This is a genomic window from Burkholderia sp. A2, assembly GCF_001729305.1.
Lineage (GTDB): Bacteria > Pseudomonadota > Gammaproteobacteria > Burkholderiales > Burkholderiaceae > Burkholderia > Burkholderia sola.
This window is the reverse complement of sequence record NZ_LZXX01000105.1, coordinates 519,221-540,269: the sequence shown is the minus strand read 5'-3', so window position 1 is coordinate 540,269 and position 21,049 is coordinate 519,221. Positions and strand designations below refer to the sequence as shown.

Below are 21,049 nucleotides of genomic sequence, written 5' to 3'. Positions count from 1 at the left end.
CATGCGTATTCCTTCCGTTTCCGACTGCCTGCCGCACGACCTCGACCACGCGCTGCTGATCGGCCGTGTCTGGCGGCACGACGGCGCCCACGCGGGCCCGAGCGTCGTCGCCGTACGCGGCGGCGAAGTGTTCGACATCACGCGCACCGTGCCGACCACCGCCGACCTGTTCGACCGCGCCGATGCACTCGCCGTCGCGCGCACCGCTGCCGGCGAATCGCTCGGCCGCGTCGAGCCCTTGTTGCAGGCGGCGCTGGACGGCAGGCCGGGTGCGACGCACCTGCTCGCGCCGTGCGACGTGCAGGCGATCAAGGCGTGCGGCGTGACCTTTGCGGTCAGCCTGATCGAACGCGTGATCGAGGAACAGGCGGGTGGCGATCCGGCCAAAGCGCGGGAAGTACGCAACACCATCGCCGCGACCATCGGCACCGATCTGTCGAAGATCGTGCCGGGCTCGGAAGCCGCGCTGCGCCTGAAGGCGGAACTCGAGCGCCGCGGCGCGTGGTCGCAATACATGGAAGTCGGCATCGGCCCGGATGCCGAGGTGTTCTCCAAGGCGCAGCCGATGTCCGCGGTCGGCTTCGGCGCGGACGTGGGACTGCTGCCCGTGTCGGTGTGGAACAACCCGGAACCGGAGATCGTGCTGGCGGTCGCCAGCGACGGCAGGCCGGTGGGCGCGACGCTCGGCAACGACGTGAACCTGCGCGACATCGAAGGCCGGTCGGCGCTGCTGCTCGGCAAATGCAAGGACAACAACGGCTCGTGCGCAATCGGCCCGTTCGTGCGGCTGTTCGACGACGGCTTCACGCTCGATAGCGTGCGGCAATGCAGCGTGTCGCTGCGCGTCGACGGCGCGGACGACGGCTTCGTGCTCGACGGCGTCAGCCACATGCGGGAGATCAGCCGCGACCCCGCCGACCTCGTCGCACAGACCTGCGGCGCGCATCACCAGTATCCGGACGGCTTCATGCTGTTCCTCGGCACGATGTTCTCGCCGATCCAGGATCGCGACGCGCCCGGCGGCGGATTCACGCATCACCTCGGCGACCGCGTGACGATCTCCACGCCCGCGCTCGGCGCACTCGTCAATACCGTGCGGCTTTGCACGGAGATCGCGCCGTGGACCTTCGGCGTGCGTGCGCTGTATGCGAATCTGGGGGCACGCGGGCTGCTTGCCTGAACGGAACGGCAGCGATACCGGCCTGCCCGCCCGTGATCGACCGCAGTCGGCCACGGCGTGAGCGGCGCCTCCGCGGATCGGCCGCGCGGCGCCATCCTGCTCCCGCGGTGCAGCGGACGAAGCCGCCGCTCGCCGGCCCGGTTAACCCGACCATCACGCCGCCACCGCACGCTCCGCCAGCTTGAATTCGCCGACCGTCTGCGCGAGCCGGGCCGCCTGCTCGCGCAGCGACGTCGCGGCTGCCGCCGATTGCTCGACGAGCGCCGCGTTCTGCTGCGTCGTATCGTCGAGCTGCGACACCGCCTGATTCACCTGTTCGAGCCCCGTGCTCTGCTCCTTCGCGGCGACGCTGATTTCGGCGATCACGCTCGTGATGTTGCGCACGCCGTCGACGATTTCGTCCATCGTCGCGCCAGCCGTCTGGACGAGCCCGGAGCCGCCCTCGATCTTCTCGACCGACGAGTGGATCAGCTGCTTGATTTCGCGCGCGGCCTGCGCGCTGCGCTGCGCGAGCGCGCGCACCTCGCCGGCGACGACCGCGAAGCCGCGGCCGTGCTCGTTCGCGCGGGCCGCCTCGACGGCGGCGTTCAACGCGAGAATGTTGGTCTGGAATGCGATGCCGTCGATCACGCCGACGATGTTGGCGATCTCTGCCGACGCCTGCGTGATGTCGTTCATCGTCGACACGACGTCGCGCACGACCGTGCCGCCCCGCAGCGCGACATCCGACGCCGATTCCGCCAGACGGTTCACCTGGCTCGCCGCATCGGCCGAATTGCGGGCCGTGCCGGCGATCTCCTCGAGCGCGGCGGCCGTTTCCTGCAGGCTCGACGCAGCGTGTTCGGTGCGGGCCGACAGATCCTGGTTGCCCTGGGCGATCTCGGCGCTCGCGAGGTTGACGGACGTGCTGAACGCGCGGATCTGCAGCAGGATCGCACTGATCTTCTCGGCGAACGCGTTGAACGCTCGCGCGATCTGCGCGGCTTCGTCCGCGCCGTCGGCGGGCAGGCGCTTCGTCAGGTCGCCGCTGCCGCTCGAGACGTCCGTGAGCGCGTCGCGCACCATCAGGATGCGCTTGAAGGCCGCGTTCGTCATCGCGCCGACGAGCGCGGCGGCGATGCCGGCGACGATCACGATCGCCAGCAGCGTCGTCGTCGCGACCGCGCGCATGCCGGCCGTCACGTCGCCCTTGTCGAGCGCGAGCACCAGCGACCAGTCGGTGCCGGCGATCGGTCGTGCGCGCATCAGCTTGGCGGCGCCGTCGATATCGACCGCGACCGGCGCGGACGCCGCCTGCAGCGCGCCGAGGCGATCGGCATCGAGTTCGGGCGACAGACCGGTGGCCGGCTTCATGATCAGGTCGGTCTTGGCCGACGCGATCACGCGACCGCCCTTGTCCACCAGAAACGCGAAGCTCGCCGGTGTCGGGTGAACGGAAGTCACGATCGAGCTCACGTTCTCCATGAACAGGCTGGCTGCCAGTACGCCCTTCACTGCGCCGTCGCGCACCACGGGCACCGCGAACGCGACGGCCGGCTTGCCGCTCGTCGCATCGCGGTAGAGCGCCGTCACGACCAGATGGCCCGCGCCGACGGCCTGCTTGTACCAGGGCCGCGCGGTCGGATCGTAGCCGGGGGCAAGCGGTACGTTCGAGAATGCGGTCTTGTCCGGCAGGCCGAGCGTCAGCACCTCGAAGCCGCCCGACTTGCCGAGCAGCTTCAACGCCGGGACCGGGTCGCCCTCGCCGATCGCGATCGTGTCCGCGAGCGCCTGGGTTTCGCGCGACCGGCTGGCCACCCATTCGTCGATCGCCAGCGCGTGGCCGGCGAGGATCGATTTGTGATTCTGGTCGATGGCCTCGTCGTTGTGGGTCTTGACGACGTAATAGACGAGCCCCCCGGTTACGGCCAGCGCCGTCACTACGATGGCGACACACGTCGCCAGTATCCGTGCGCGAATTGATGACAGCATGATGACTTCGGTCTCCGTTACCGCGTGATTGAAATGGATCGCTGAAAAGAGCGACCCTGATCCGTTTAACGGCAGCGTCGGCGGGAAGTTGAGCGATGCCGGAAGGACGGCGACCGGCACGGGCACGCAGGGGGCCGCAAGGCGCGCTGTCGCGCGAAGCGCGAACGCGGAAACCGGTCGCGGCGTGAGAAAACGGAGCCGTTGGTCCGTTGGGCGTGACGAATGCGGAGCGCTGCCGGATTTTTTTGACGTCAGGCAACCCGCAAACGATTGCCCCGGAGAGCCGGTCCTAAACTGTTCGTTCACCATTCCGTTAATCAGGAAATCTATTTTATATTCACAACGAGATTCCTCCTATGAATGATCGACGATTAACGGTTCGCACGAAGCTGATCATGGCTTTCGGGATTCTTACGTGCCTGGTCGTGCTCGTCTCGCTCCTCGGCATCATCTCGCTCGGCAACGCAAACGATGCCTTCGAGAATTACGTCAACGGCACCAACGCCCGCGCGAACCTGGCGGACAAGATTCGCTTCGCCGTCGACCGGCGCGCGATCGCCGCCCGCAACCAGGTCCTCGCGGCCAGCCCGCGCGATGCGGACATAGAGAAGGAAGCGGCGCTGCAAGCCGACCGCGAAGTCGGCATGCTGATGAGCGAACTGACGAATGCGGTCCGCGAGGGAAGCGGCGCGTCCGACAAGTCTCGCGAACTGGTTCGGCAAATCGGGGCGGTCGAGACGCAGTACGGCCCCGTGGCGCGCGCCATCGTCGACGCGGCGGCGAACAACCGGCGCGATCAGGCGATCACGATGATCAACGAACAGTGTCGACCGCTGCTGGCGCAGCTTGTCGCGGCCACCGACACGTATGCGAAGTACTCGCGCTCGCGGGCCGACCAACTGGTGAAGGAATCGGACGACCGTTATACGTCGCGCCGACTGATGCTGATCGCCATCTGCATCGCGGCCGCCGCCGCGGCCGCGATCTCGGGCCTCTTCATCACCCGCGGCCTGCTGCGCGCGCTGGGCACCGAGCCCGCCGTGCTCAGCGACATCGCCGGCCATATCGCCGCCGGCGATCTCGGCGCCGAATCCACGACCGGCGCCGCGCCGGCCGGCAGCGTGCTGGCTTCGATGCGCGACATGCAGGCGAACCTGATCCGCCTGATCTCGGAAGTCCGTACCGCATCGGGCAACGTCGCGACAGGGGCCGGCGAAATCGCGTCCGGCAACCAGGACCTGTCGTCCCGCACCGAACAGCAGGCCGCGTCGTTGCAGGAAACCGCGTCGAGCATGGAGCAACTGACATCCACCGTGCGCCTGAACGCCGACAATGCGCAACAGGCAAGCGGCCTGGCCAACAACGCATCGGAGGTCGCGCAGCGCGGCAGCACGGCCGTCGGCCTGATGGTCGACACGATGACCGACATCAGCGCGAGCTCCGCCAAGATCGCCGAGATCACCGGGATCATCGAAGGGATCGCGTTCCAGACCAACATTCTCGCGCTCAACGCGGCCGTGGAGGCCGCCCGCGCCGGCGAACAGGGTCGCGGCTTCGCGGTGGTGGCGAGCGAAGTCAGAAGTCTTGCGCAGCGTTCGTCGAGCGCCGCGAAGGAAATCCGCGAGCTGATCTCGCAATCGGTCCGGAAAATCCAGGACGGTTCGCATATCGCGAACAACGCGGGCGACACGATGAGCCAGGTCACGCATGCGATCTCGCGCGTGACCGACATCATGGGCGAGATCGCCGCGGCGTCGAGCGAGCAGAGCCGCGGCATCGAGCAGGTCAATCTCGCCATCACGCAAATGGACGAGGTCACCCAGCAGAATGCGGCGCTCGTCGAGCAGGCGGCCGCCGCGTCGAAGTCGCTCGAGGAACAGGGAAACCGGCTTGCCGAGGCCGTCTCGCTGTTCCGGCTGGATGCGCGCAGGGTAGGCGCGTAGGCCGCCCTCCTGACGATGACGGACGACACATGAATTCCGGCGTCCGTCATGTTCAGTACCGGAAATTAACCAAATAGTGGGAATTTCCAGCAGCCGCATACGACGCGAAACAATTCCGTAACGACCGCGTCACGATCGCTCACCACAATCCTCCGTCTTCTACCCTCAGGATGGAGTCTTGCATGTTTGCGTCACGAAGCCGTTTCCCGCTGCACGTCGCGGCATTGTCGAGTGCGATCGTATTGGCCGCGTGCGGCGGCGGCGACGACGTCGCGTCGACCGCCACGATCGCCGCGGCCGTTCCGGCGCCGCCCGCCGACCCAGGCTTCGTCGACAGCGCGCCGATCCCGAGCGCGCCCGCTTTCGTCGACAACGTCGCGACCAACCAGCGCGGCGATGCGCGCTATGCGACGCTGTCGACCAACGCCGCGGTGCGCGTGCTGAGCCGTTTCCTCGATCTGTGGCAACCGTCGACGATGCTGGTCGACGCGGGCGTGACCGCGCCCGCGAACGGCCCGTTCCCAGCCATCTCGCCGTCGACCTGCTCCGGACTGCCGAACAGCGGCGTTGCGTGCGGCACGATTCTGAACGATGCGGTGCTGTCGGCCAACGTGCAGTACGTGATCAACGCGACGACCGCCCGTACGACGCAGCAGGCCGATGCCGCGTACTACGACGACCGGCGCGGCAAGGGATACAGCGTGACCGACGGCATGGGCCCGCTCACCGCCGCGTGGCGCACCGCGGCCCAGCAGACGACCAGCATCACCAGCGTGCCCGCCGATGCAACCACCGTGCTGTACAACGACACCGGCAACAACGTCGGCGTCGGCAGCAGCAGCGGCAACGCCGGCTTCGGGAAGGTCGTCGACCTGCTCAACGAAATGGGCAACAACGCGTCGACCGAACCGTCGAAGCGCTTCTTCAAATACGCACGCCCGTACCGCTGGAGCACGAGCGTGGTCGTCGCGCCGACGCTCGTGCCGGCCGAAAGCACGACGCCCGCGACCGACGGCGGCTTCATCAGCGGCCACACGGCCGAGGCTGTGCGCGATGCGACGACGATGGCGTGGCTCGTGCCGGAACGCTTTCAGGAAATGGTCAGCCGCGGCCTCGAACTGGGCGAGAACCGGATTCTCGCCGGCATGCACTCGCCGCTCGACGTGATCGGCGGCCGCATGCTCGCGCTGGCCGTCAGCGCGGCGAACCTGACCGCGTACGCCGGCGATGCGCAGGCTGCCTACACGCAAGCCCATCAGACGCTGCAGCAACTGACGGGAACGAGCGCGACGACGTTCTCCGCATTCGCGCACTCGGGCACGGCGGCCACCGACCGGTTCGCCGACTACACGACGAACAAGGCCGCGTTCCTGCGCCGCATGACGTTCGGCTTCGGCGCGATCGAATCGACGAACGCGCCGCCGGTCGTGCCGAAGGGCGCGGAGATTCTGCTGCAGACGCGCTTTCCGTACCTGAGCGCCGACCAGCGGCGCGTCGTGCTGAAGACGACCGAACTGCCGTCCGGCTATCCGGTCATGGACGACGCGGAAGGCTGGGGCCGCCTGAACCTGTTCGCGGCGGCCGACGGCTACGGCGCGTTCAACGGCAACGTGATCGTGTCGATGGATGCGTCGCAGGGCGGGCTCAATGCCGCCGACCTGTGGCGCAACGACGTCGCGGGCGCCGGCAAGCTGACGCTGCAAGGCAGCGGCACGCTGACGCTGGCGGGCAACAACGCCTACACGGGCGGCACCCAGGTGAGCGGCGGCACGCTGGCGGCCGCGTCGCCGACGGCGTTCGGCAAAGGCGACGTGTACGTCGGCTCGGGCGGCAGCGTGCGGATCGCGGCCGCCGCGCCGGTGACGATCGCCACCCGTTACACGCAGCTCGACAACACGACGCTCGAACTCGACATCGACGGCAACGGGGGCGGACGGCTGCGCGTGGGCGGGCCGCTCACCGTCGCGGGCGGCACGCTGCACGTGAAATTCGTGAACGGCTACGCGCCGAAGGCCGGCGACACGATCGCGCTGATCGACGGCGCGGCGGCTGCCGCGAAGTTCGCGACGGTGACGGTCGACGGGTTCAAGGCCACGCCGGTCTACACCGCGACGGGCGTGTCGATCACGCTGTCGGCAGCGTAACCGGCAGCGAAGATCGATCCTGCGACGGCGCCGCCTACGGGCGGCTTCGGCTTCGGCTTGCGCTACGCGAGGCGACCGGCGGCGGCCATACCGGCGCCGTCCGGGCGAGGCCGCGTACCGAAGCGCCGTTGCAGCTCGATGATCGTCGGCAGGTTGAAATCGTGGACGTCCGGCGCGGCGCCGCCCTGCCGCCGGCTGACCTCGACACAGAGTTCCAGCGCACGCGCGCGCGTCTCGGCGAGCAACCTCAGCGCCTCGCCCAGCAAGCCCTTCTCCAGTTCCGACAGCACGCCATCGTGACCGGTTTCGCCGATCGTCGGCTCGCTCATGCGGGTTTCCATCGCGGCTTCTCCTTCGCTGTCCAATTGCGCACGCGGCCGCATGCCGCGTCGAGCGTCACATGACCGCGCCGCGCAGCCACGGCACGAACTCGCGTTCGCCGATGCCGTTGTCCTCGCTGCGGGATCTGCGTCCTGACGCGACGTCGAGCATCAGCCGGAACAGCCGCTCGCCCGCTTCGCCGACCGAAAGCGAACCGGCGACGATCCCGCCGCTGTCGAAATCCATGTCCGATTGCATCCGCTCGAACAGGCCGCTCGTCGTCGCGATCTTGATCGTCGGCACCGGCTTCGAGCCGAACACCGAACCGCGGCCCGTCGTGAAGCACACGAGATTCGCGCCGCCGGCGATCTGCCCGGTGGCCGACACCGGGTCGTAACCGGGCGTGTCCATGAACACGAGCCCGGCTTGCCGCACCGGCTCCGCATAGTCGTAGACCGCGCGCAGCGGCGAGCGGCCGCCCTTCGACACCGCGCCGAGCGATTTCTCGAGAATCGTCGTGATGCCGCCGGCGAGGTTGCCGGGCGACGGGTTGTTGTTCATTTCGCCGCCGTTGTCGGCGACGTAGCGCTCCCACCACTGCAGCCGGCCGAGCAGGCGCTCGGCCACGTCGCGCGACGCCGCCCGCGCAATCAGCAAATGCTCGGCGCCGTAGATCTCGGGCGTCTCGGACAGAATCGCGGTGCCGCCGTTGCGGACCAGCAAGTCGACGGCCGCGCCGAGCGCCGGGTTCGCGGTGATGCCCGAGTAGCCGTCGGAGCCGCCGCATTGCAGGCCGACCGTCAGCCGCGCTGCCGGCACGGTGCTCCGACGCGCGCCGTCGGCCGCCTCCACCAATTCGCGCACGATCGACACGCCTTTGGCAATCGTGTCGCGCACGCCGCCCTCGTCCTGGATCACCAGCGTGCGCACGGTGCCGGGCGCCGCCGCGTCGAGCCGTTCCGCGAGCGCGCCGACCTGGTTGACCTCGCAGCCGAGGCCGACGAGCAGCACGCCGGCGAAATTCGGGTTCCGTGCATAGCCGACGAGCGTGCGCCGCAGCAGTTCGATGCCGTCCCCGGTCGCGGACATCCCGCAGCCGCTCTGATGGGTAATCGCGACGACGCCGTCCACGTGACCGAACGCATCGAGCGCGCCGTGCCGGTATGCATCGGCGATCGCATGACAGACGCTCGCCGAACAGTTGACGCTCGCAATCACGCCGACGTAGTTGCGGGTCCCCACGCTGCCGTCGGGCCGCACGAATCCGTCGAAGGTATCGCGGCGATCCGTCGCGACGTCGTGCGCACCGCCGACAGGCCCGTCGCCGTGCGCATGCCGATCGGGCATCCCGACGTTGTGCACGTGCACGTGCTCGCCCGCAGCGATGTCGCGCAGCGCGACGCCGATCGGCTGCCCGCATTTGATGATCGAGCCGCCGCGCGCGATCGGCGCTGTGGCGACCTTGTGCCCGGCCGGCACCGCATCCGCCAGTCGCAACGGTGCACCGCGCACGTCGATCGGCACATCCGGCGCCAGCGCGTCGAGCGCGACGGCGACGTTGTCGTTGCCGTGAAGGATCACGATTGCCGGTTGCTTCACGATGGTCTTCTCCCTGTGGTTGCGATGCCGGCCGCCGAAGCGCCGGCCACCGGCTCATAGCGGGCGACGAGTTGCCGCAACCGCGGCTGTTCGGCCGGCAGCGCCAGCGAATCCGCGAGCGCGAGCAACGGCTCGATCCGCCGCGCCACCTTCTCGCGATGGTTGACCGCGATATCGGCAATGCGATGCGCGAGAAACGGATTGAGAAAGCGCTCGCGCACGCTGTCGACGTAGCGTTCCGCCGTTTCCCGCAAGCCCAGCGCAACGAATACCGGCGCGACTTCGTCTCGCCACACGGCCTCGAGACCGTCGCGCAGCTGCCCATCGTTCATCGCGTCCAGCACCGTTTCCGACACATCGCGCCCGGCCGCGAGCCACTGCTCCGCGAGCCAGCTGTGTCCGAGATTGAGGAAGAACAGCTTCAGGCGCTCGTGGCTGCGCAGATCGTCGGTGACGACGATCTGCGCGTGCCGGCACGGCAGCGCCATGCCCACCCGCCGTTCGATCGCCCATAGCGCGTAGGGCTCCGCGATCGCGCCGACCGGATCGAGCGGCTCGGACACGATGCGGTCGACAAGCGAGTTGACCCAGATGCAGCGGTTGCGCAGATAGTCGGCGAACGCGTCGGGCAGCCGCCACTGATGTGCGAGGCCCAGCACGATGTCGCGCAGCGTGTCGCCGTTGTCCGTCACCAGTTCGCAAGGCAGGACGGAAACGCCGTCATCAGGCCGCACCTGCCAGCGCGCATGCAGCAGCGCGAGCAGCTTCGCCGGAAAACCGTGCGGCGCGTGCCCGGGCTGGGCCAGCAGGTCCACGGTGTCGCGCGGATCGGCACGATAGCCTGCGTCGCCGGTATTCGACACGATGACGCGCACCGTCTCGATCGCGGCGCCGCGTATCTCCGCCCAGTCGCGCTCGGCGTCCCATGCGCGATGCACGGCGTGACACTCGACGACTTCGTCGACCACGCCGCCGCGGTCGCGCCCGCGAATCCGTACCGGATAGCGACCGGTGGCGCGCAACGCGTCGATGCGGGCGCGGCTGGACGGATGACCGGTCGTCTGCACGATGCCGATGCCGCCCATCGCGTTGCCGTCATCCAGCGCCTGGGAGACGAACAGATCGACGTGCGCGAGCAGGAAGCGGCTCGTGCCGAACTGCAGGATCGGCGGCGTCATCGTGGGCGCCCCGCGTGCCGGATTCGCTGGATCAGCATTCGACGAGCGCCTTCACGACGGTCTGCCCCGCATCCAGCAAACGCGGCAGCGCGTCCGGCACCTCCTCGAGCCGCATCCGGTGCGTGTTCAGCGCGCGATCCGGAATGCGCCCTGCACGCATCGCGTCGAGCACCGTCGCGAAATCCTCGGCCGTCGCATTACGGCTCGCGAGCAGCGTGGTTTCGCGCTTGTGGAATTCGGGATCCGAAAACGCGACGTGCCCACGCACGATCGAGATCAATGTGTATTTGCCGCCGTGCGCGACGAATTCGAAACCGCGATTCATCGCATCGAGGTTGCCGGTCGCATCGAACACCGCATCGAAATACTCGCCGTTCGTCAACGCTGCGAGACGCGCCGCGTCGCCTTCCCCCACCTCCACCGCCGCATCGACCGCCAGATGCTGGCGGCAAAACGCCAGCCGGTCGGCCCGCGTGTCGAGGCACGTGACATCGGCGCCGCGCAGCTTCGCGAAGATCATCGCGGCCATGCCGATCGGCCCGGCGCCGACGACCAGCACGCGCTGTCCAGCGCGGACGTCCGCGCGCCGCACCGCATGCGCGCCGATCGCGAGAAATTCCAGCATCGCCGCCTGGTCGAGCGAAATGCCGTCGGCCTTGTGAACGAACTGCGCGGGTACGCTCAGATATTCGGTCAACGCTCCGTCGCGATGCACGCCGAGCACCTTGATGTTCACGCAGCAGTTCGTGTTGCCGTGACGGCATGCGACGCAGTGTCCGCACGACAGATACGGCATCACGTATACCGCGTCCCCGGCGCCGAGCCCCGACTCCGGCTCGGCCTCCACGACGACCGCGGAAAGCTCGTGACCCATCACGCGCGGATAGTCGAGGTACGGCTGGTTGCCGGTGAAGATGTGCAGGTCGGTGCCGCAGATGCCGACCCGTTGCACGCGCAACAGCACTTCGCCGCTGCCGCGCACGGGCGGTTCGCGATGCTGCACGCGCAGCACGCCGGGGGATTCGCAAATCACGCTGAGCATGTCGGTTTCCTTTCGTTCTGGTTCATTCGTCGTGGCGTGCGGTATCGATCCGGTAGAAGCGGCGCGCGTTGCCGCCGAAGAGGCCGTCCAGCGCCGCGGCGCCGAGCCACCGCGCACAATCGTCCTCGCACGCGGCCAGCCATTCGCCATAGCCGCCGCACGCCGACGCCAGCCGCAGCACCGGCCAGTCGCTACCCCACATCAAGCGCGTCGGCCCGAACAACTCGGCCAGCGCGTGGACATACGGCCGCGTGCGCGCGCGTACGGCATCCGGGCCGGCCGTCGGCCCGGCCTCCGTCCAGAGGCCGGACAGCTTGCAGTGAAGGTTCGGCAGGCGCGCGAGCCGGCTCATCGCGGACAGCCACGGCTGCAATTCGCCGCGCTCGACGAACGGCTTCGCGCCGTGGTCGATCACGATCGGCAGATCCGGATGGCGTCGCGCGAACGCATGCAGCGCATCGAGATGGCGCGGCATCACCAGCGCATCGAAACCCAGCGCATGCTTGCGCATCGCGGCGACCGCGCGATCCAGCCGCGGATCGTCGATCCACGCGTCGTCGGGCAGATCCTGCAGCATCGGTCGCAAACCGCGCGCCTTCGGCGCGGATGCAAACGCCGCGATTCGGGCCGGTGCGTCGTCGGCCTTCAGGTCGACCCAGCCGACCACCGCGCCGACGGTCGGCGTTTCATCCGCGAGATCGAGCAGAAAGCGCGTATCGGCTTCGCTCGGCAGCGACTGCACGAGGACGGTGGTATCGATGCGCGCCGCATCGAGCAGCGGTGCCAAATCGGCCGGGCCGAAGTCCCGGTGAATCGCATCGAGTTCGGCCGGCGGCCAGCAGCCGGCTCGCGCACCGATTCGCCAGTAATGCTGATGAGCGTCGATCCGTGCGGTCATGCGCGTGCTCCCGGCACCGGCGCGTGCGCGTCGATCAGACCTTCGTCGCGCAGCGCATCCCACAGCTCGGCCGGCGCGGGGCGCTCGAACCAATCGATGTTCTGCTTCAACTGGGCCACGCTGCGCGCGCCCACCACGCACGACACGACGGCCGGATGGCCGAACGGAAACTGCAACGCAGCGGCGGGAAGCGGCACGTCGAAGCGGTTGCACAGCGCGCCGAGCCGCGTCGCCTTGTCGATCACGTCGGCGCTCGCGTCCGCATAGTCGAACTTGCCGTTGCCGGCGAGCAGGCCGGAATTGAACACGCCGCCGATCACGATCGCCGTCCCGTCACGGGCGCACGCGTCGAGCAGCGGTGCGAGCGCCGTCTGTTCGAGCAGCGTATAGCGGCCGGCGAGCAGCACCGCATCGAGCGCCGCTTCGTTCAGCGCGTCGGCCGCGACTTCCCATTCGTTCACGCCGAGACCGAACGCGCCGATCTCGCCATCCGAGCGCAATGCGTCGAGCGCGCGAAACCCGCCGCCGCGGGTCAACTGTTCCCAGTAGTGCGCGTGACGATCGCCATGCGTCATCGCGCCGATGTCGTGCACGTACAGCATGTCGACGCGCGCGAGCCCGAGCCGTTGCCGGCTGTCGTCGTGCGAACGCATGATGCCGTCGTAGCTGTAGTCGTAGACCGGCCGGAACGGCAGCGGCTCGGCCCAGCCGTCGTCGCCCGGCTGTACGCTCGGGTCGGCGCGCATCAGCCGCCCGACCTTCGTGCTGAGCGTGAACGCGCGGCGCTCGCGCGCGGCGAGCCCGGCCCCCACGCGCCGCTCGGACAGCGTGTAGCCGTAATACGGCGCGGTGTCGAAATAGCGCAGGCCGGCCGTCCACGCGGCGTCGACGAGCGCGGCGGCGTCGGCACCCGACATCGGCCGATAAAGACCGCCGAGCTGCGAGCAGCCGAGGCCGAGCACGGACACCGTCAGCCCGCTGCGCGGCAAGATGCGCGTATCGTTTGCGTTCATGAGGCGTGACTGGATGCGGGGGAAAAGGAATCAGTACAAGACGTTCTTCGCCGCTTGCGAATCGAGGTTCTGCTTGTCGACCATCACGACGCCGGTATCGATCAGCTTCGGCGCGGGCTTGCGCTCGATGACGTCGAGCGCCGTGCGCACGCCCTGATTCCCCATCTGCCACGAGCCCTGCACGGCGATCGCCTGCACGGTGCCGTCGCGCACGAAGCCCTGCAGGTCCTCGTTGCCGTCGAACCCGATCGCCACCACCTTGCCCGCCTTGCCCGACTGCTTCAGCGCACGGCCCATCCCGACCGCAGTCGGCTCGTTCGCGCCGAAGATGCCCTTCAGGTCAGGGTTCGCCGACAGCACGTCGGTCGTCTGGTTCAGCGCGGTCGCCATTTGCGATTGCGAGTAGTACGGGCCGACGATCTGCAGCTTCGAATGGCTCTCGATGTATTTCCGGAACCCGCCGACGCGGCTGACCTCGGACCCCGCGCCCGGCACGTACGACATGATCGCGATCTTGCCGGACTGCCCGACGCGGTCGATCAGCGCCTTCGCGCACAGCGCGCCCGCCTTCTCGTTGTCGGTCGACAGGAACGCCTGGTAGTACGGCTTGCCCGCGTCCGCGATCGCCGAGTCGATCAGCACGACGGGAATGTGCGCTTCCCACGCCTTCTTGATCGCGGGCACGAGCGCATCGGGATCGGACGGCGCGAGCACGATGCCCGCCACGTGACGTGTGACCGCGTTGTCGACCATGTTGACCTGTCCGCTGATGTCGGACTCGGCCGCCGGGCCCTGGAACGTCATCGTGTAGCCCTTGGCGCCGTCGAGCGCCGACTTCGCGCCCTTCTGCACGTTCTGCCAGTAATTCGAATTGACCGTCTTGACGATCACCGCGATCTCGCCGCCGGCCGCATACGCGCCGCTGCTGCATACCGCGAACACGCACGCCGATACCGCCGGCAGGATGGATTTGTTCATGTCTCGCTCCGCTTCTCGTGGGTAGGGACTGCTGCCGGTCAGGGCCGGCGATTGCGCAACTGGTCGATCCACACCGTGCCGAGGATCACGACGCCGATGATGATCTGCTGGATGAAGCTCGATACGCCGTTCATGTTCAGGCCGTTGCGCAGCACGCCGATCACGAACGCGCCGATCGCCGTGCCGGAGATCGTGCCGACGCCGCCCATCAGCGACGTGCCGCCGATGACCGAGCTGGCGATCGCGTCGAGCTCGTACATCACGCCTTCGTTCGGCTGCCCGGTGACGAGCCGCGACATCAGCACGCAGCCGGTCACGCCCGCGAGCGCGCCGGACAGCACGTAGGTGAACAGCTTCACGCCCTGCACGTTCACGCCCGACAGCCGAGCCGCTTCCGCGTTCGACCCGACCGCGTAGATATGACGGCCGAGCGACGTTCTCGACAGCAGCACGGACACCACGACGAACAGCACGACCATGATCACGACCGGATACGGGATGCCGGGAAAGGTCGTATCGGGGAACCCGTCCGCGCCGATGCGCGAGATCCTCAGCAGCGCGCCGTTGCCGAGCGCGCCGAACGCGTCGCCGAGATCTGATACCGGCCGGGCGCCGGTGATCTGCAGCGCGATGCCGCGCGCGACGAGCATCATGCCGAGCGTCGCGATGAACGGCGGCAGGCCCATCTGCGTCACGCAGACGCCGTTGACGAGCCCGCACAGCGCGCCGACCAGGATGCCGGCCGCCATCGCCGCGGGCACCGGCACGCCGGCCTTGACCAGCAGCGCCGCGCACACGCCGGCCAGCGCGAGCACCGAGCCGACCGACAGGTCGATGCCGCCCGTGATGATCACGCAGGTGGCGGCCACGCCCAGATAGGCGATCGATGTGACCTGCAGGCCGACCGTCATCAGGTTGTCGACCGAGAAGAACGCCGCGCTCGATATCGAGAACGCGGACACGAGCACGACGAGGCTGCCCAGCGCCGCGAACTTCTGGATCAGGTCGCGTCGCCGCTGTCGCGCCGCCCGCTCGTCGGCCTGGCTTCGATCGGATGTCATTTCAAGCATGGGAACGCCCCGACGCGTAGTGCATGATCTCCTCCTGACTGGTGTGTTGAGTGTCGAGAACCGCGGTCAATCGACCTTCGTGAAACACGGCGATCCGGTCGGTCATGCCGAGCAGTTCGGGCAATTCCGAACTGATCAGCACCACGCCGACGCCGTCGGCGGCGAGCCGGTCCATCAGCCCGTAGATCGCGAACTTCGCACCGACGTCGATGCCGCGCGTCGGCTCGTCGAAGAACAGGATCTTCGAGCCGCGGTACAGCCATTTACCGATGACGACCTTCTGCTGATTGCCGCCGGACAGGTTGCGCACGCGCTGGTGCACGGACGGCGTGCGAATCGCGAGGTCCTGCACGTAGCGGCGCGCGACGTCGAGCTCGTCGTCGAAGCGCAGGAACCCGAAGCGCGATGTAATGCCGCGCACGTTCGCGAGCGTGAGGTTCGCCGCGACGGGCATCGACAGCGCGAGCCCCTCCTCCTTGCGGTCCTCCGACAGATACGCGATGCCGTGCCGGATCGCCTCGCGCGGCGAGCGGATCGTCACGGGCCGGCCGTGCAGCGCGATCGTGCCGCCGTCGGGACGATCCGCGCCGAAGATCGCGCGGGCGATCTCGGTGCGCCCGGCGCCCATCAATCCCGCGAAACCGAGGATCTCGCCGCGGCGCAGCGCGAACGACACCGGCCCGAACACGCCATCGCGGCGCAGGTCCCGCACGTCGAGCAGCACGTCGTCGGTCGGCACCGACTGCCGTGACGGATAGGCGTCGTCGAGCGTACGTCCGACCATGCGCGCGACGATGTCGTCGATGCTCACGTCGGCGAAATCGTCCGTCGAGATGTGGCGCCCGTCGCGCAGCACGGTCACGCGATCGACGATCTGCGCCATTTCGTCGAGCCGGTGCGAGATATACAGAATCGCCACGCCGTCGGCGCGCAGTTCCGCGATGATGCGAAAGAGCTGCGCCGTTTCCGCTTCCGTCAGCGACGACGTGGGCTCGTCCATGATCAGCACGCGCGCGTCGAGCGACAGCGCCTTCGCGATCTCGACCATTTGCTGCTGCGCGATGGACAGCACGCCGACCTTCGTCGTCGGGGCCACGTTCAGACCGATGCGCGCGATGCAGCGCGCCGCATCCGCATTCATGCGCTTCGCATCGACGAACGGCCCGCGCCGCGGCTCGCGTGCGAGGAACAGGTTCTCCGCCACGCTCAGGTGCGGGACGAGATTGAGTTCCTGGTGAATGATCGCGATGCCCGCCGCCTGCGCTTCGGATGCCGAACGAAACCGCACCGGTGCGCCGCGATAGTGAACGACGCCGTCGTCGGGCAGGTACTGGCCGCTGATGATCTTCATCAGCGTCGACTTGCCCGCGCCGTTCTCGCCGCACACCGCATGCACCTCGCCGCGGCGCAGGTCGAGGCGAATCCCGTCGAGCGCGAGGACGCCCGGGAAGCGCTTGCGAATTCCGTCCAGGCGCAGGATCTCCCGGTCCGCTTCGTCGTGCGCGGCCTGACCGGGCAGATTGCGAGGCATTGCCATTGCGTCTCCTTGGGATGGATCGACCGCGGCACTATCCGGTCAGTCCAATTTGGATGAATTACAGCAATCAAACCCATCTTGGTCAAGCCAATTTAGCTATCTCCATCTGATCTTACCAATAGTGGAAACCCCGACATCCGGATGAACCCGCCGCCACACGGGGCAAAGCCGGAGGCGTGATAGACTCCGCGACACGCGCTTGCGCCGAAAGCGCATTGATCCCTATCAATCGGATGAAATCGACAGAACCCAAGCGGCTTTACCAATCGGTCGCGGCCCAGATCGTCGCGTTGATTCGTCAGGGCGAATTCGCGATCGGCGAGCGGCTACCGCCGGAGCGCGAGCTGGCGCTGACGCTCGGCGTATCGCGCCCATCGCTTCGCGAGGCGTTGATCGCGCTGGAAATCGGCGGCCAGATCGAGATCCGGATGGGCTCCGGCGTGTATGTCCGCGACACGGCGGCCGACGCTGTCGGCCCGATGGCCACGCTCGGCGACAGTCCGTCGGAATTGATGCAGGCTCGCGCGGCCGTCGAAGGCAGCGTCGCCGCGCTGGCCGCCGCACGGATGACGGCCGCGATGCTCGAGCGCCTGCGCCGCACGGTGCAGCGCATGAAGCGGCTCGCGGAGGCCGGCAAATCGCCGGTCGAAGCCGACCGGCAGTTCCACATGCTGATCGCGGAAGCCGCCGGCAATTCGGTGCTCACCCGCTTCGTCGGCGAGCTATTCGACAGCCGCCACGACCCGATCGCGACCGCGATGCGCGGCCACGCGGAGAATCCGCAGACGTGGACCGCCGCCGTGCGCGAGCACGAGGACGTGCTCCTCGCGTTGCAGGCCGGCGATCCGATCGCGGCCCAGACGGCCATTCGCGCGCACCTTCGCGCGTCCGAAGCGCGGTGGATCGAGGGTGGGCTGAAAGCCGATCCGGATTGAGCGTGCGCGGGCGCGGGCACGCGCCGGCGAGCGCGCAGCCCCGCCCACGCGCTATTCGACGCCCTGCAACGCCGCCCGCTCGCTCGCCGTGCGGCGCGACGGCAGCGTGCGCGGCACCAGGCTGGTCACCAGCACCGAGCCGACCACCAGCAGCCCCGCGACCACCGCGAACCCGGCATACGGCGCGCCGGTACGTGCGAACAGGACGCCGACCAGCCACGAACTGAACGCGCCGCCGAGCGAACCCAGCATGCTGATCACCGCGATGCCCGCGGCCGCCGCCCGGCCGGTCAGCTGGGCAGCCGGAATCGTCCAGAACACGATCGGCACGGTGAACGCGCACAGCTGCGCAATCGCAAGCAAGGCCACGGTGATCCCTACATGGCCGACCGAGAAGCGCAGGAGCAGCAGGCTGCACGCGGTGACGAGCATGCAGGCCACCGTATGCCAGCGGCGCTCGCCGGATCGGTCGGAACTCCATGCGATCGCCACGTTGCCGATCATCGTGAAGACGGAAATCAGTCCGGACAACCAACCGATTCCGCTGACGCTCGCCACCCCGGCCGCCTTCAGCACCGTCGGCGACCAGAACGTCACCGTTCCCATCCCGACGTAGACGCAGAAATAGATCGCCGCAAGCCCCAGCACACGCGCGTTGCGAACGATGTCGAGCACGCCCGCCCGGTCATGGCCGACCACGGCCGACGCCCGCTCCGCGTCCAGATCGCGCAAGAGCGCCTGCCGGTCCGCAGGCGACAGCCATGCCGCCCGTTCCGGCCGGTCGCTCAGCATCAGCGGCGCAACCAGCCCGAGCGCGATCGCCGGCAACCCCTCGATCAGGAACAGCCACTGCCATCCGCGCAACCCCATCGTGTCCTGCAGGTGCGCCATGATCCAGCCGGACAACGGCCCGCCGATCATCCCCGCGACCGGAACGGCGAGCAGCAGCACGCTGTTGACACGGGCGCGCACCGCATCCGGAAACCAGTAAGACAGGTACAGGATCAGGCCCGGAAAGAAGCCGGCCTCGGCGGCGCCGAGCAGAAAGCGCACCACGTACAGCGACACGCTGCCGGTCACGAACATCTGCGCTACCGTGCACAGGCCCCACAGCACCATGATCCGCATCAGCGTGCGGCTCGCGCCGATGCGCGCCAGCACTAGATTGCTCGGCACCTCGAATGCGGCGTAACTGATGAAGAAGATGGCCGTCGCGGAGCCGAATACGGCTTCGCTCAAGCCGAGGTCCTGCAGGAACTGCAGCTTGGCGAAGCCGATGTTGACGCGATCGATGAAGTTGATCACGTAGCAGACGAACAGAAACGGAATCACGCGCAGCGCGATCCGACGATACAACAAGGCAGGGGGTGACTCGGACATGGACTGCTCCCGGTATGTGGACATGCGTCACGAACAAGCGAGGCGTTGCGGGGCAATTATACAAATCCCGTATTTCGGGATTTATTGGTAGTTAACATGAGAGAAGCCTTTGGGTGTCGCCTGCGCCATGCTGCCGGCCTTCATTCGTCAGTTTTGTAATCAAACCTCGATCTTGCTCGATCGCCTTGACCGTGCAGCCCGCGTTACCAGGTCACGCGCGCCGCCATGTGTAAACCCCACCTCAAAAATAAACTTAATCCCTTATAATGAGATTCATAAAAATACGATTGCCAACAACAGTCGTTTGTCGACATAGCTGCCCCCGAATTTCTTTCGGTTCGGTTACGCTCCGTCGCCTTCCGCACGGTGCTCGCTCGACAAGCACCCGCGGGCTTTTCGATCGCGTCACGCAGTGTTTTTTTCTGGATATGATCGTCGGCAGGACTGACGGTGTCGCACGCGCCTTCGGAAAGCCGTCCGGGTGGCGCGCGCATGGCGCGGTCGCGTTGCCCGCGCCCGCAGCATGAGCCGGCTTCGGCCGGCATCGAATTTGAAACGGAATGCATTCGCCACGCCATGAACCTGCGCGCTGAAACACTGTGCTTCTCGGATGTGTTCCTCCATTCCCAGGCGATCGTGAACTGGTCGCAGCACTACGACCAGATCAGTCCGGGCACCGCGACGACCACGCTGCGCCAGGTCGCCGCCCAGCGCTTTCACGTCTTTCGCGAACGCATCAACCAGCGCGTGATGCAGCACGGCCTCGCGCCGCGCGACCGGCTTTGCTTCGCGCTGCCCATCGCCAGTGCGGTCGCGCCGGTGGTCCAGGGGCGCACCGTCGAGCGCCCGAGCCTGCTGACGCTGCGCGGCGGCGAGGAGTTCGTCGCCCATCTGCCGTGCGACACCGAGGTGCTCGCGTTCACGATCGACCGCACGCTCACCGCCGATCGCGAGCTGGACGAACTCGCGAACCTGCCCGCCCGCATCCTGAAGCAGCCGGTGCTGCCGATCTCGCCCGCGCGCTACCGCAGCGCACTGGACGGCCTCGAACGCGTGCTGGGCCAGGCGCTCGACAGCGGTTCGCTCACCGCGCGCGATGCGTTCGACGAACGCGTGCTCGCGCACAGTGTCGTCGGCATCCTGCTCGATCTCGTGCAGTCCGACGATCCGGATGCGGGTGCACTGCCGTCGGCATCGACGCAAAGCTACATCGTGCGCCGCAGCCAGGAAATCGCACTGGAATCCGACGACGTGCCGACGGTGATCGATCTCTGTCACCACCTGCGGATCAGCCGCCGCACGCTGCAATACAGCTTCCAGAACGTGGTCGGCACCACGCCGACCGCCTATCTCCGCTCGATCCGGCTGAACGCCGTGCGCCGCTTCCTGATGACGACGCCCGACACGATGCGGATCGGCGACGCGGCGGCGCAATTCGGCTTTTGCCACTTCGGGCGCTTCTCCGCGTACTACCAGCAGCATTTCCACGAGCTGCCGTCGCACACGCCGCGCCTGAGCTGAGTGCGCGACAACCGCATGGCGGCGTCGCATCCGGGTAATCCCCTGCCGCTCCCGCGCATGCGGATTGCCGATTACGGACAACGCCCGTTTTTTCGGCACCGTAAATTTTTGTCGTCGGCCCTGCGCGCATGCGCGCTGCACCGCATCGAGCGGCCGTCCAGGCGCACACCCGTGTTCAGATCGAATCCCGGCGGCTACTTCTTGCTCCACTTGCGCGCGTGCTTCTGCGTGTCATTGCAGCAGTTCCGGACGTAGTTCACCGCACGGCTCTGCTTGTTGAGCAGTCCGTTGAGCGATTTCACCCGGTAGCGGCAGACAAGGATCATGCCGGTGATCCTG

At 67.7% G+C, this 21,049-nt stretch carries 16 protein-coding genes and 1 pseudogene; 5 read left to right on the top strand and 12 right to left on the bottom strand.

What is annotated here, in order from left to right:
• The first annotated feature begins 1 nt into the window (after nucleotide 1).
• Nucleotides 2-1,180 carry a fumarylacetoacetate hydrolase family protein gene (locus A9Z05_RS22840; protein ID WP_069620071.1) on the top strand — a complete coding sequence of 393 codons (1,179 nt, stop codon included), beginning with the start codon at nucleotides 2-4 and terminating at the stop codon, nucleotides 1,178-1,180.
• A gap of 153 nt (nucleotides 1,181-1,333) precedes the next feature.
• Here the strand turns inward: A9Z05_RS22840 and A9Z05_RS22835 are convergent, their stop codons facing one another.
• Nucleotides 1,334-3,151, bottom strand: a complete 1,818-nt coding sequence (locus A9Z05_RS22835; RefSeq protein WP_069620070.1) for a methyl-accepting chemotaxis protein — start codon at nucleotides 3,149-3,151, stop codon at nucleotides 1,334-1,336.
• A gap of 356 nt (nucleotides 3,152-3,507) precedes the next feature.
• Here A9Z05_RS22835 and A9Z05_RS22830 point away from each other — a divergent pair, with 356 nt between their 5' ends.
• Both A9Z05_RS22830 and A9Z05_RS22825 read left to right on the top strand, forming a co-directional pair.
• The gene (locus tag A9Z05_RS22830) at nucleotides 3,508-5,094 is read left to right on the top strand and encodes a methyl-accepting chemotaxis protein (RefSeq protein ID WP_069620069.1); all 1,587 of its coding nucleotides are present in this window, start codon (nucleotides 3,508-3,510) and stop codon (nucleotides 5,092-5,094) included.
• 182 nt (nucleotides 5,095-5,276) lie between these two features.
• Nucleotides 5,277-7,238 carry a phosphatase PAP2 family protein gene (locus A9Z05_RS22825; protein WP_069620068.1) on the top strand — a complete coding sequence of 654 codons (1,962 nt, stop codon included), beginning with the start codon at nucleotides 5,277-5,279 and terminating at the stop codon, nucleotides 7,236-7,238.
• 62 nt (nucleotides 7,239-7,300) lie between these two features.
• On the opposite strand, the gene A9Z05_RS22820 is transcribed toward A9Z05_RS22825, so the two are convergent.
• From A9Z05_RS22820 to A9Z05_RS22780, 9 genes are read right to left on the bottom strand one after another with little or no spacing between them, the layout of a single operon-like run.
• Nucleotides 7,301-7,579, bottom strand: coding sequence for a hypothetical protein (locus tag A9Z05_RS22820; RefSeq protein ID WP_069620067.1), 279 nt, complete (start codon nucleotides 7,577-7,579; stop codon nucleotides 7,301-7,303).
• 55 nt (nucleotides 7,580-7,634) lie between these two features.
• Nucleotides 7,635-9,158: a UxaA family hydrolase gene (locus tag A9Z05_RS22815; protein ID WP_069620066.1), complete on the bottom strand. Its 1,524-nt coding sequence runs from the start codon at nucleotides 9,156-9,158 to the stop codon at nucleotides 7,635-7,637.
• Complete coding sequence (locus tag A9Z05_RS22810) at nucleotides 9,155-10,336, bottom strand: D-mannonate oxidoreductase (protein WP_069620065.1); 1,182 nt, start codon at nucleotides 10,334-10,336, stop codon at nucleotides 9,155-9,157. The genes A9Z05_RS22815 and A9Z05_RS22810 overlap by 4 nt, the downstream gene beginning before the upstream one ends.
• Before the next feature lie 31 nt (nucleotides 10,337-10,367).
• On the bottom strand, nucleotides 10,368-11,378 hold the full coding sequence (locus tag A9Z05_RS22805; RefSeq protein WP_069620064.1) for a zinc-binding alcohol dehydrogenase family protein: 1,011 nt from the start codon (nucleotides 11,376-11,378) through the stop codon (nucleotides 10,368-10,370).
• A 22-nt stretch (nucleotides 11,379-11,400) separates the two neighbouring features.
• Nucleotides 11,401-12,276, bottom strand: a complete 876-nt coding sequence (locus tag A9Z05_RS22800; RefSeq protein ID WP_069620063.1) for an amidohydrolase — start codon at nucleotides 12,274-12,276, stop codon at nucleotides 11,401-11,403.
• Nucleotides 12,273-13,289, bottom strand: coding sequence for an aldo/keto reductase (locus A9Z05_RS22795; protein ID WP_069620062.1), 1,017 nt, complete (start codon nucleotides 13,287-13,289; stop codon nucleotides 12,273-12,275). The genes A9Z05_RS22800 and A9Z05_RS22795 overlap by 4 nt, the downstream gene beginning before the upstream one ends.
• 30 nt (nucleotides 13,290-13,319) lie before the next feature.
• Nucleotides 13,320-14,267, bottom strand: coding sequence for an ABC transporter substrate-binding protein (locus A9Z05_RS22790; RefSeq protein ID WP_069620061.1), 948 nt, complete (start codon nucleotides 14,265-14,267; stop codon nucleotides 13,320-13,322).
• A 38-nt stretch (nucleotides 14,268-14,305) separates the two neighbouring features.
• On the bottom strand, nucleotides 14,306-15,337 hold the full coding sequence (locus tag A9Z05_RS22785) for an ABC transporter permease (RefSeq protein WP_069620060.1): 1,032 nt from the start codon (nucleotides 15,335-15,337) through the stop codon (nucleotides 14,306-14,308).
• Nucleotides 15,330-16,874: a sugar ABC transporter ATP-binding protein gene (locus A9Z05_RS22780; protein ID WP_069620059.1), complete on the bottom strand. Its 1,545-nt coding sequence runs from the start codon at nucleotides 16,872-16,874 to the stop codon at nucleotides 15,330-15,332. Before A9Z05_RS22780 ends, A9Z05_RS22785 begins: the two co-directional genes overlap by 8 nt.
• A 233-nt stretch (nucleotides 16,875-17,107) precedes the next feature.
• Between A9Z05_RS22780 and A9Z05_RS22775 the strand changes: the two genes are divergently transcribed.
• Nucleotides 17,108-17,809 carry a FadR/GntR family transcriptional regulator gene (locus A9Z05_RS22775; RefSeq protein WP_034209092.1) on the top strand — a complete coding sequence of 234 codons (702 nt, stop codon included), beginning with the start codon at nucleotides 17,108-17,110 and terminating at the stop codon, nucleotides 17,807-17,809.
• Between the two features lie 51 nt (nucleotides 17,810-17,860).
• Here A9Z05_RS22775 and A9Z05_RS22770 read toward each other — a convergent pair whose 3' ends face one another.
• The gene (locus A9Z05_RS22770; protein ID WP_069620058.1) at nucleotides 17,861-19,189 is read right to left on the bottom strand and encodes an MFS transporter; all 1,329 of its coding nucleotides are present in this window, start codon (nucleotides 19,187-19,189) and stop codon (nucleotides 17,861-17,863) included.
• A 576-nt stretch (nucleotides 19,190-19,765) separates the two neighbouring features.
• Here A9Z05_RS22770 and A9Z05_RS22765 point away from each other — a divergent pair.
• The gene (locus A9Z05_RS22765; protein WP_043887960.1) at nucleotides 19,766-20,710 is read left to right on the top strand and encodes a helix-turn-helix domain-containing protein; all 945 of its coding nucleotides are present in this window, start codon (nucleotides 19,766-19,768) and stop codon (nucleotides 20,708-20,710) included.
• A 125-nt stretch (nucleotides 20,711-20,835) separates the two neighbouring features.
• Here A9Z05_RS22765 and A9Z05_RS38460 read toward each other — a convergent pair.
• A pseudogene (locus A9Z05_RS38460) lies at nucleotides 20,836-21,036 on the bottom strand (RNA-guided endonuclease TnpB family protein); the annotation flags it as partial.
• Nucleotides 21,037-21,049 lie beyond the last annotated feature (13 nt).

Excerpts from the sequence above, each read along its gene's own strand:
- A9Z05_RS22835 (WP_069620070.1), bottom strand. The coding sequence starts at position 3,151 with ATGCTGTCATCAATTCGCGCACGGATACTGGCGACGTGTGTCGCCATC.
- A9Z05_RS22805 (WP_069620064.1), bottom strand. The coding sequence starts at position 11,378 with ATGCTCAGCGTGATTTGCGAATCCCCCGGCGTGCTGCGCGTGCAGCAT.
- A9Z05_RS22830 (WP_069620069.1), top strand. The coding sequence starts at position 3,508 with ATGAATGATCGACGATTAACGGTTCGCACGAAGCTGATCATGGCTTTC.
- A9Z05_RS22765 (WP_043887960.1), top strand. The coding sequence starts at position 19,766 with ATGAACCTGCGCGCTGAAACACTGTGCTTCTCGGATGTGTTCCTCCAT.
- A9Z05_RS22775 (WP_034209092.1), top strand. The coding sequence starts at position 17,108 with ATGAAATCGACAGAACCCAAGCGGCTTTACCAATCGGTCGCGGCCCAG.
- A9Z05_RS22780 (WP_069620059.1), bottom strand. The coding sequence starts at position 16,874 with ATGGCAATGCCTCGCAATCTGCCCGGTCAGGCCGCGCACGACGAAGCG.
- A9Z05_RS22770 (WP_069620058.1), bottom strand. The coding sequence starts at position 19,189 with ATGTCCGAGTCACCCCCTGCCTTGTTGTATCGTCGGATCGCGCTGCGC.
- A9Z05_RS22840 (WP_069620071.1), top strand. The coding sequence starts at position 2 with ATGCGTATTCCTTCCGTTTCCGACTGCCTGCCGCACGACCTCGACCAC.
- A9Z05_RS22790 (WP_069620061.1), bottom strand. The coding sequence starts at position 14,267 with ATGAACAAATCCATCCTGCCGGCGGTATCGGCGTGCGTGTTCGCGGTA.
- A9Z05_RS22810 (WP_069620065.1), bottom strand. The coding sequence starts at position 10,336 with ATGACGCCGCCGATCCTGCAGTTCGGCACGAGCCGCTTCCTGCTCGCG.
- A9Z05_RS22785 (WP_069620060.1), bottom strand. The coding sequence starts at position 15,337 with ATGCTTGAAATGACATCCGATCGAAGCCAGGCCGACGAGCGGGCGGCG.
- A9Z05_RS22800 (WP_069620063.1), bottom strand. The coding sequence starts at position 12,276 with ATGACCGCACGGATCGACGCTCATCAGCATTACTGGCGAATCGGTGCG.
- A9Z05_RS22825 (WP_069620068.1), top strand. The coding sequence starts at position 5,277 with ATGTTTGCGTCACGAAGCCGTTTCCCGCTGCACGTCGCGGCATTGTCG.
- A9Z05_RS22795 (WP_069620062.1), bottom strand. The coding sequence starts at position 13,289 with ATGAACGCAAACGATACGCGCATCTTGCCGCGCAGCGGGCTGACGGTG.
- A9Z05_RS22820 (WP_069620067.1), bottom strand. The coding sequence starts at position 7,579 with ATGGAAACCCGCATGAGCGAGCCGACGATCGGCGAAACCGGTCACGAT.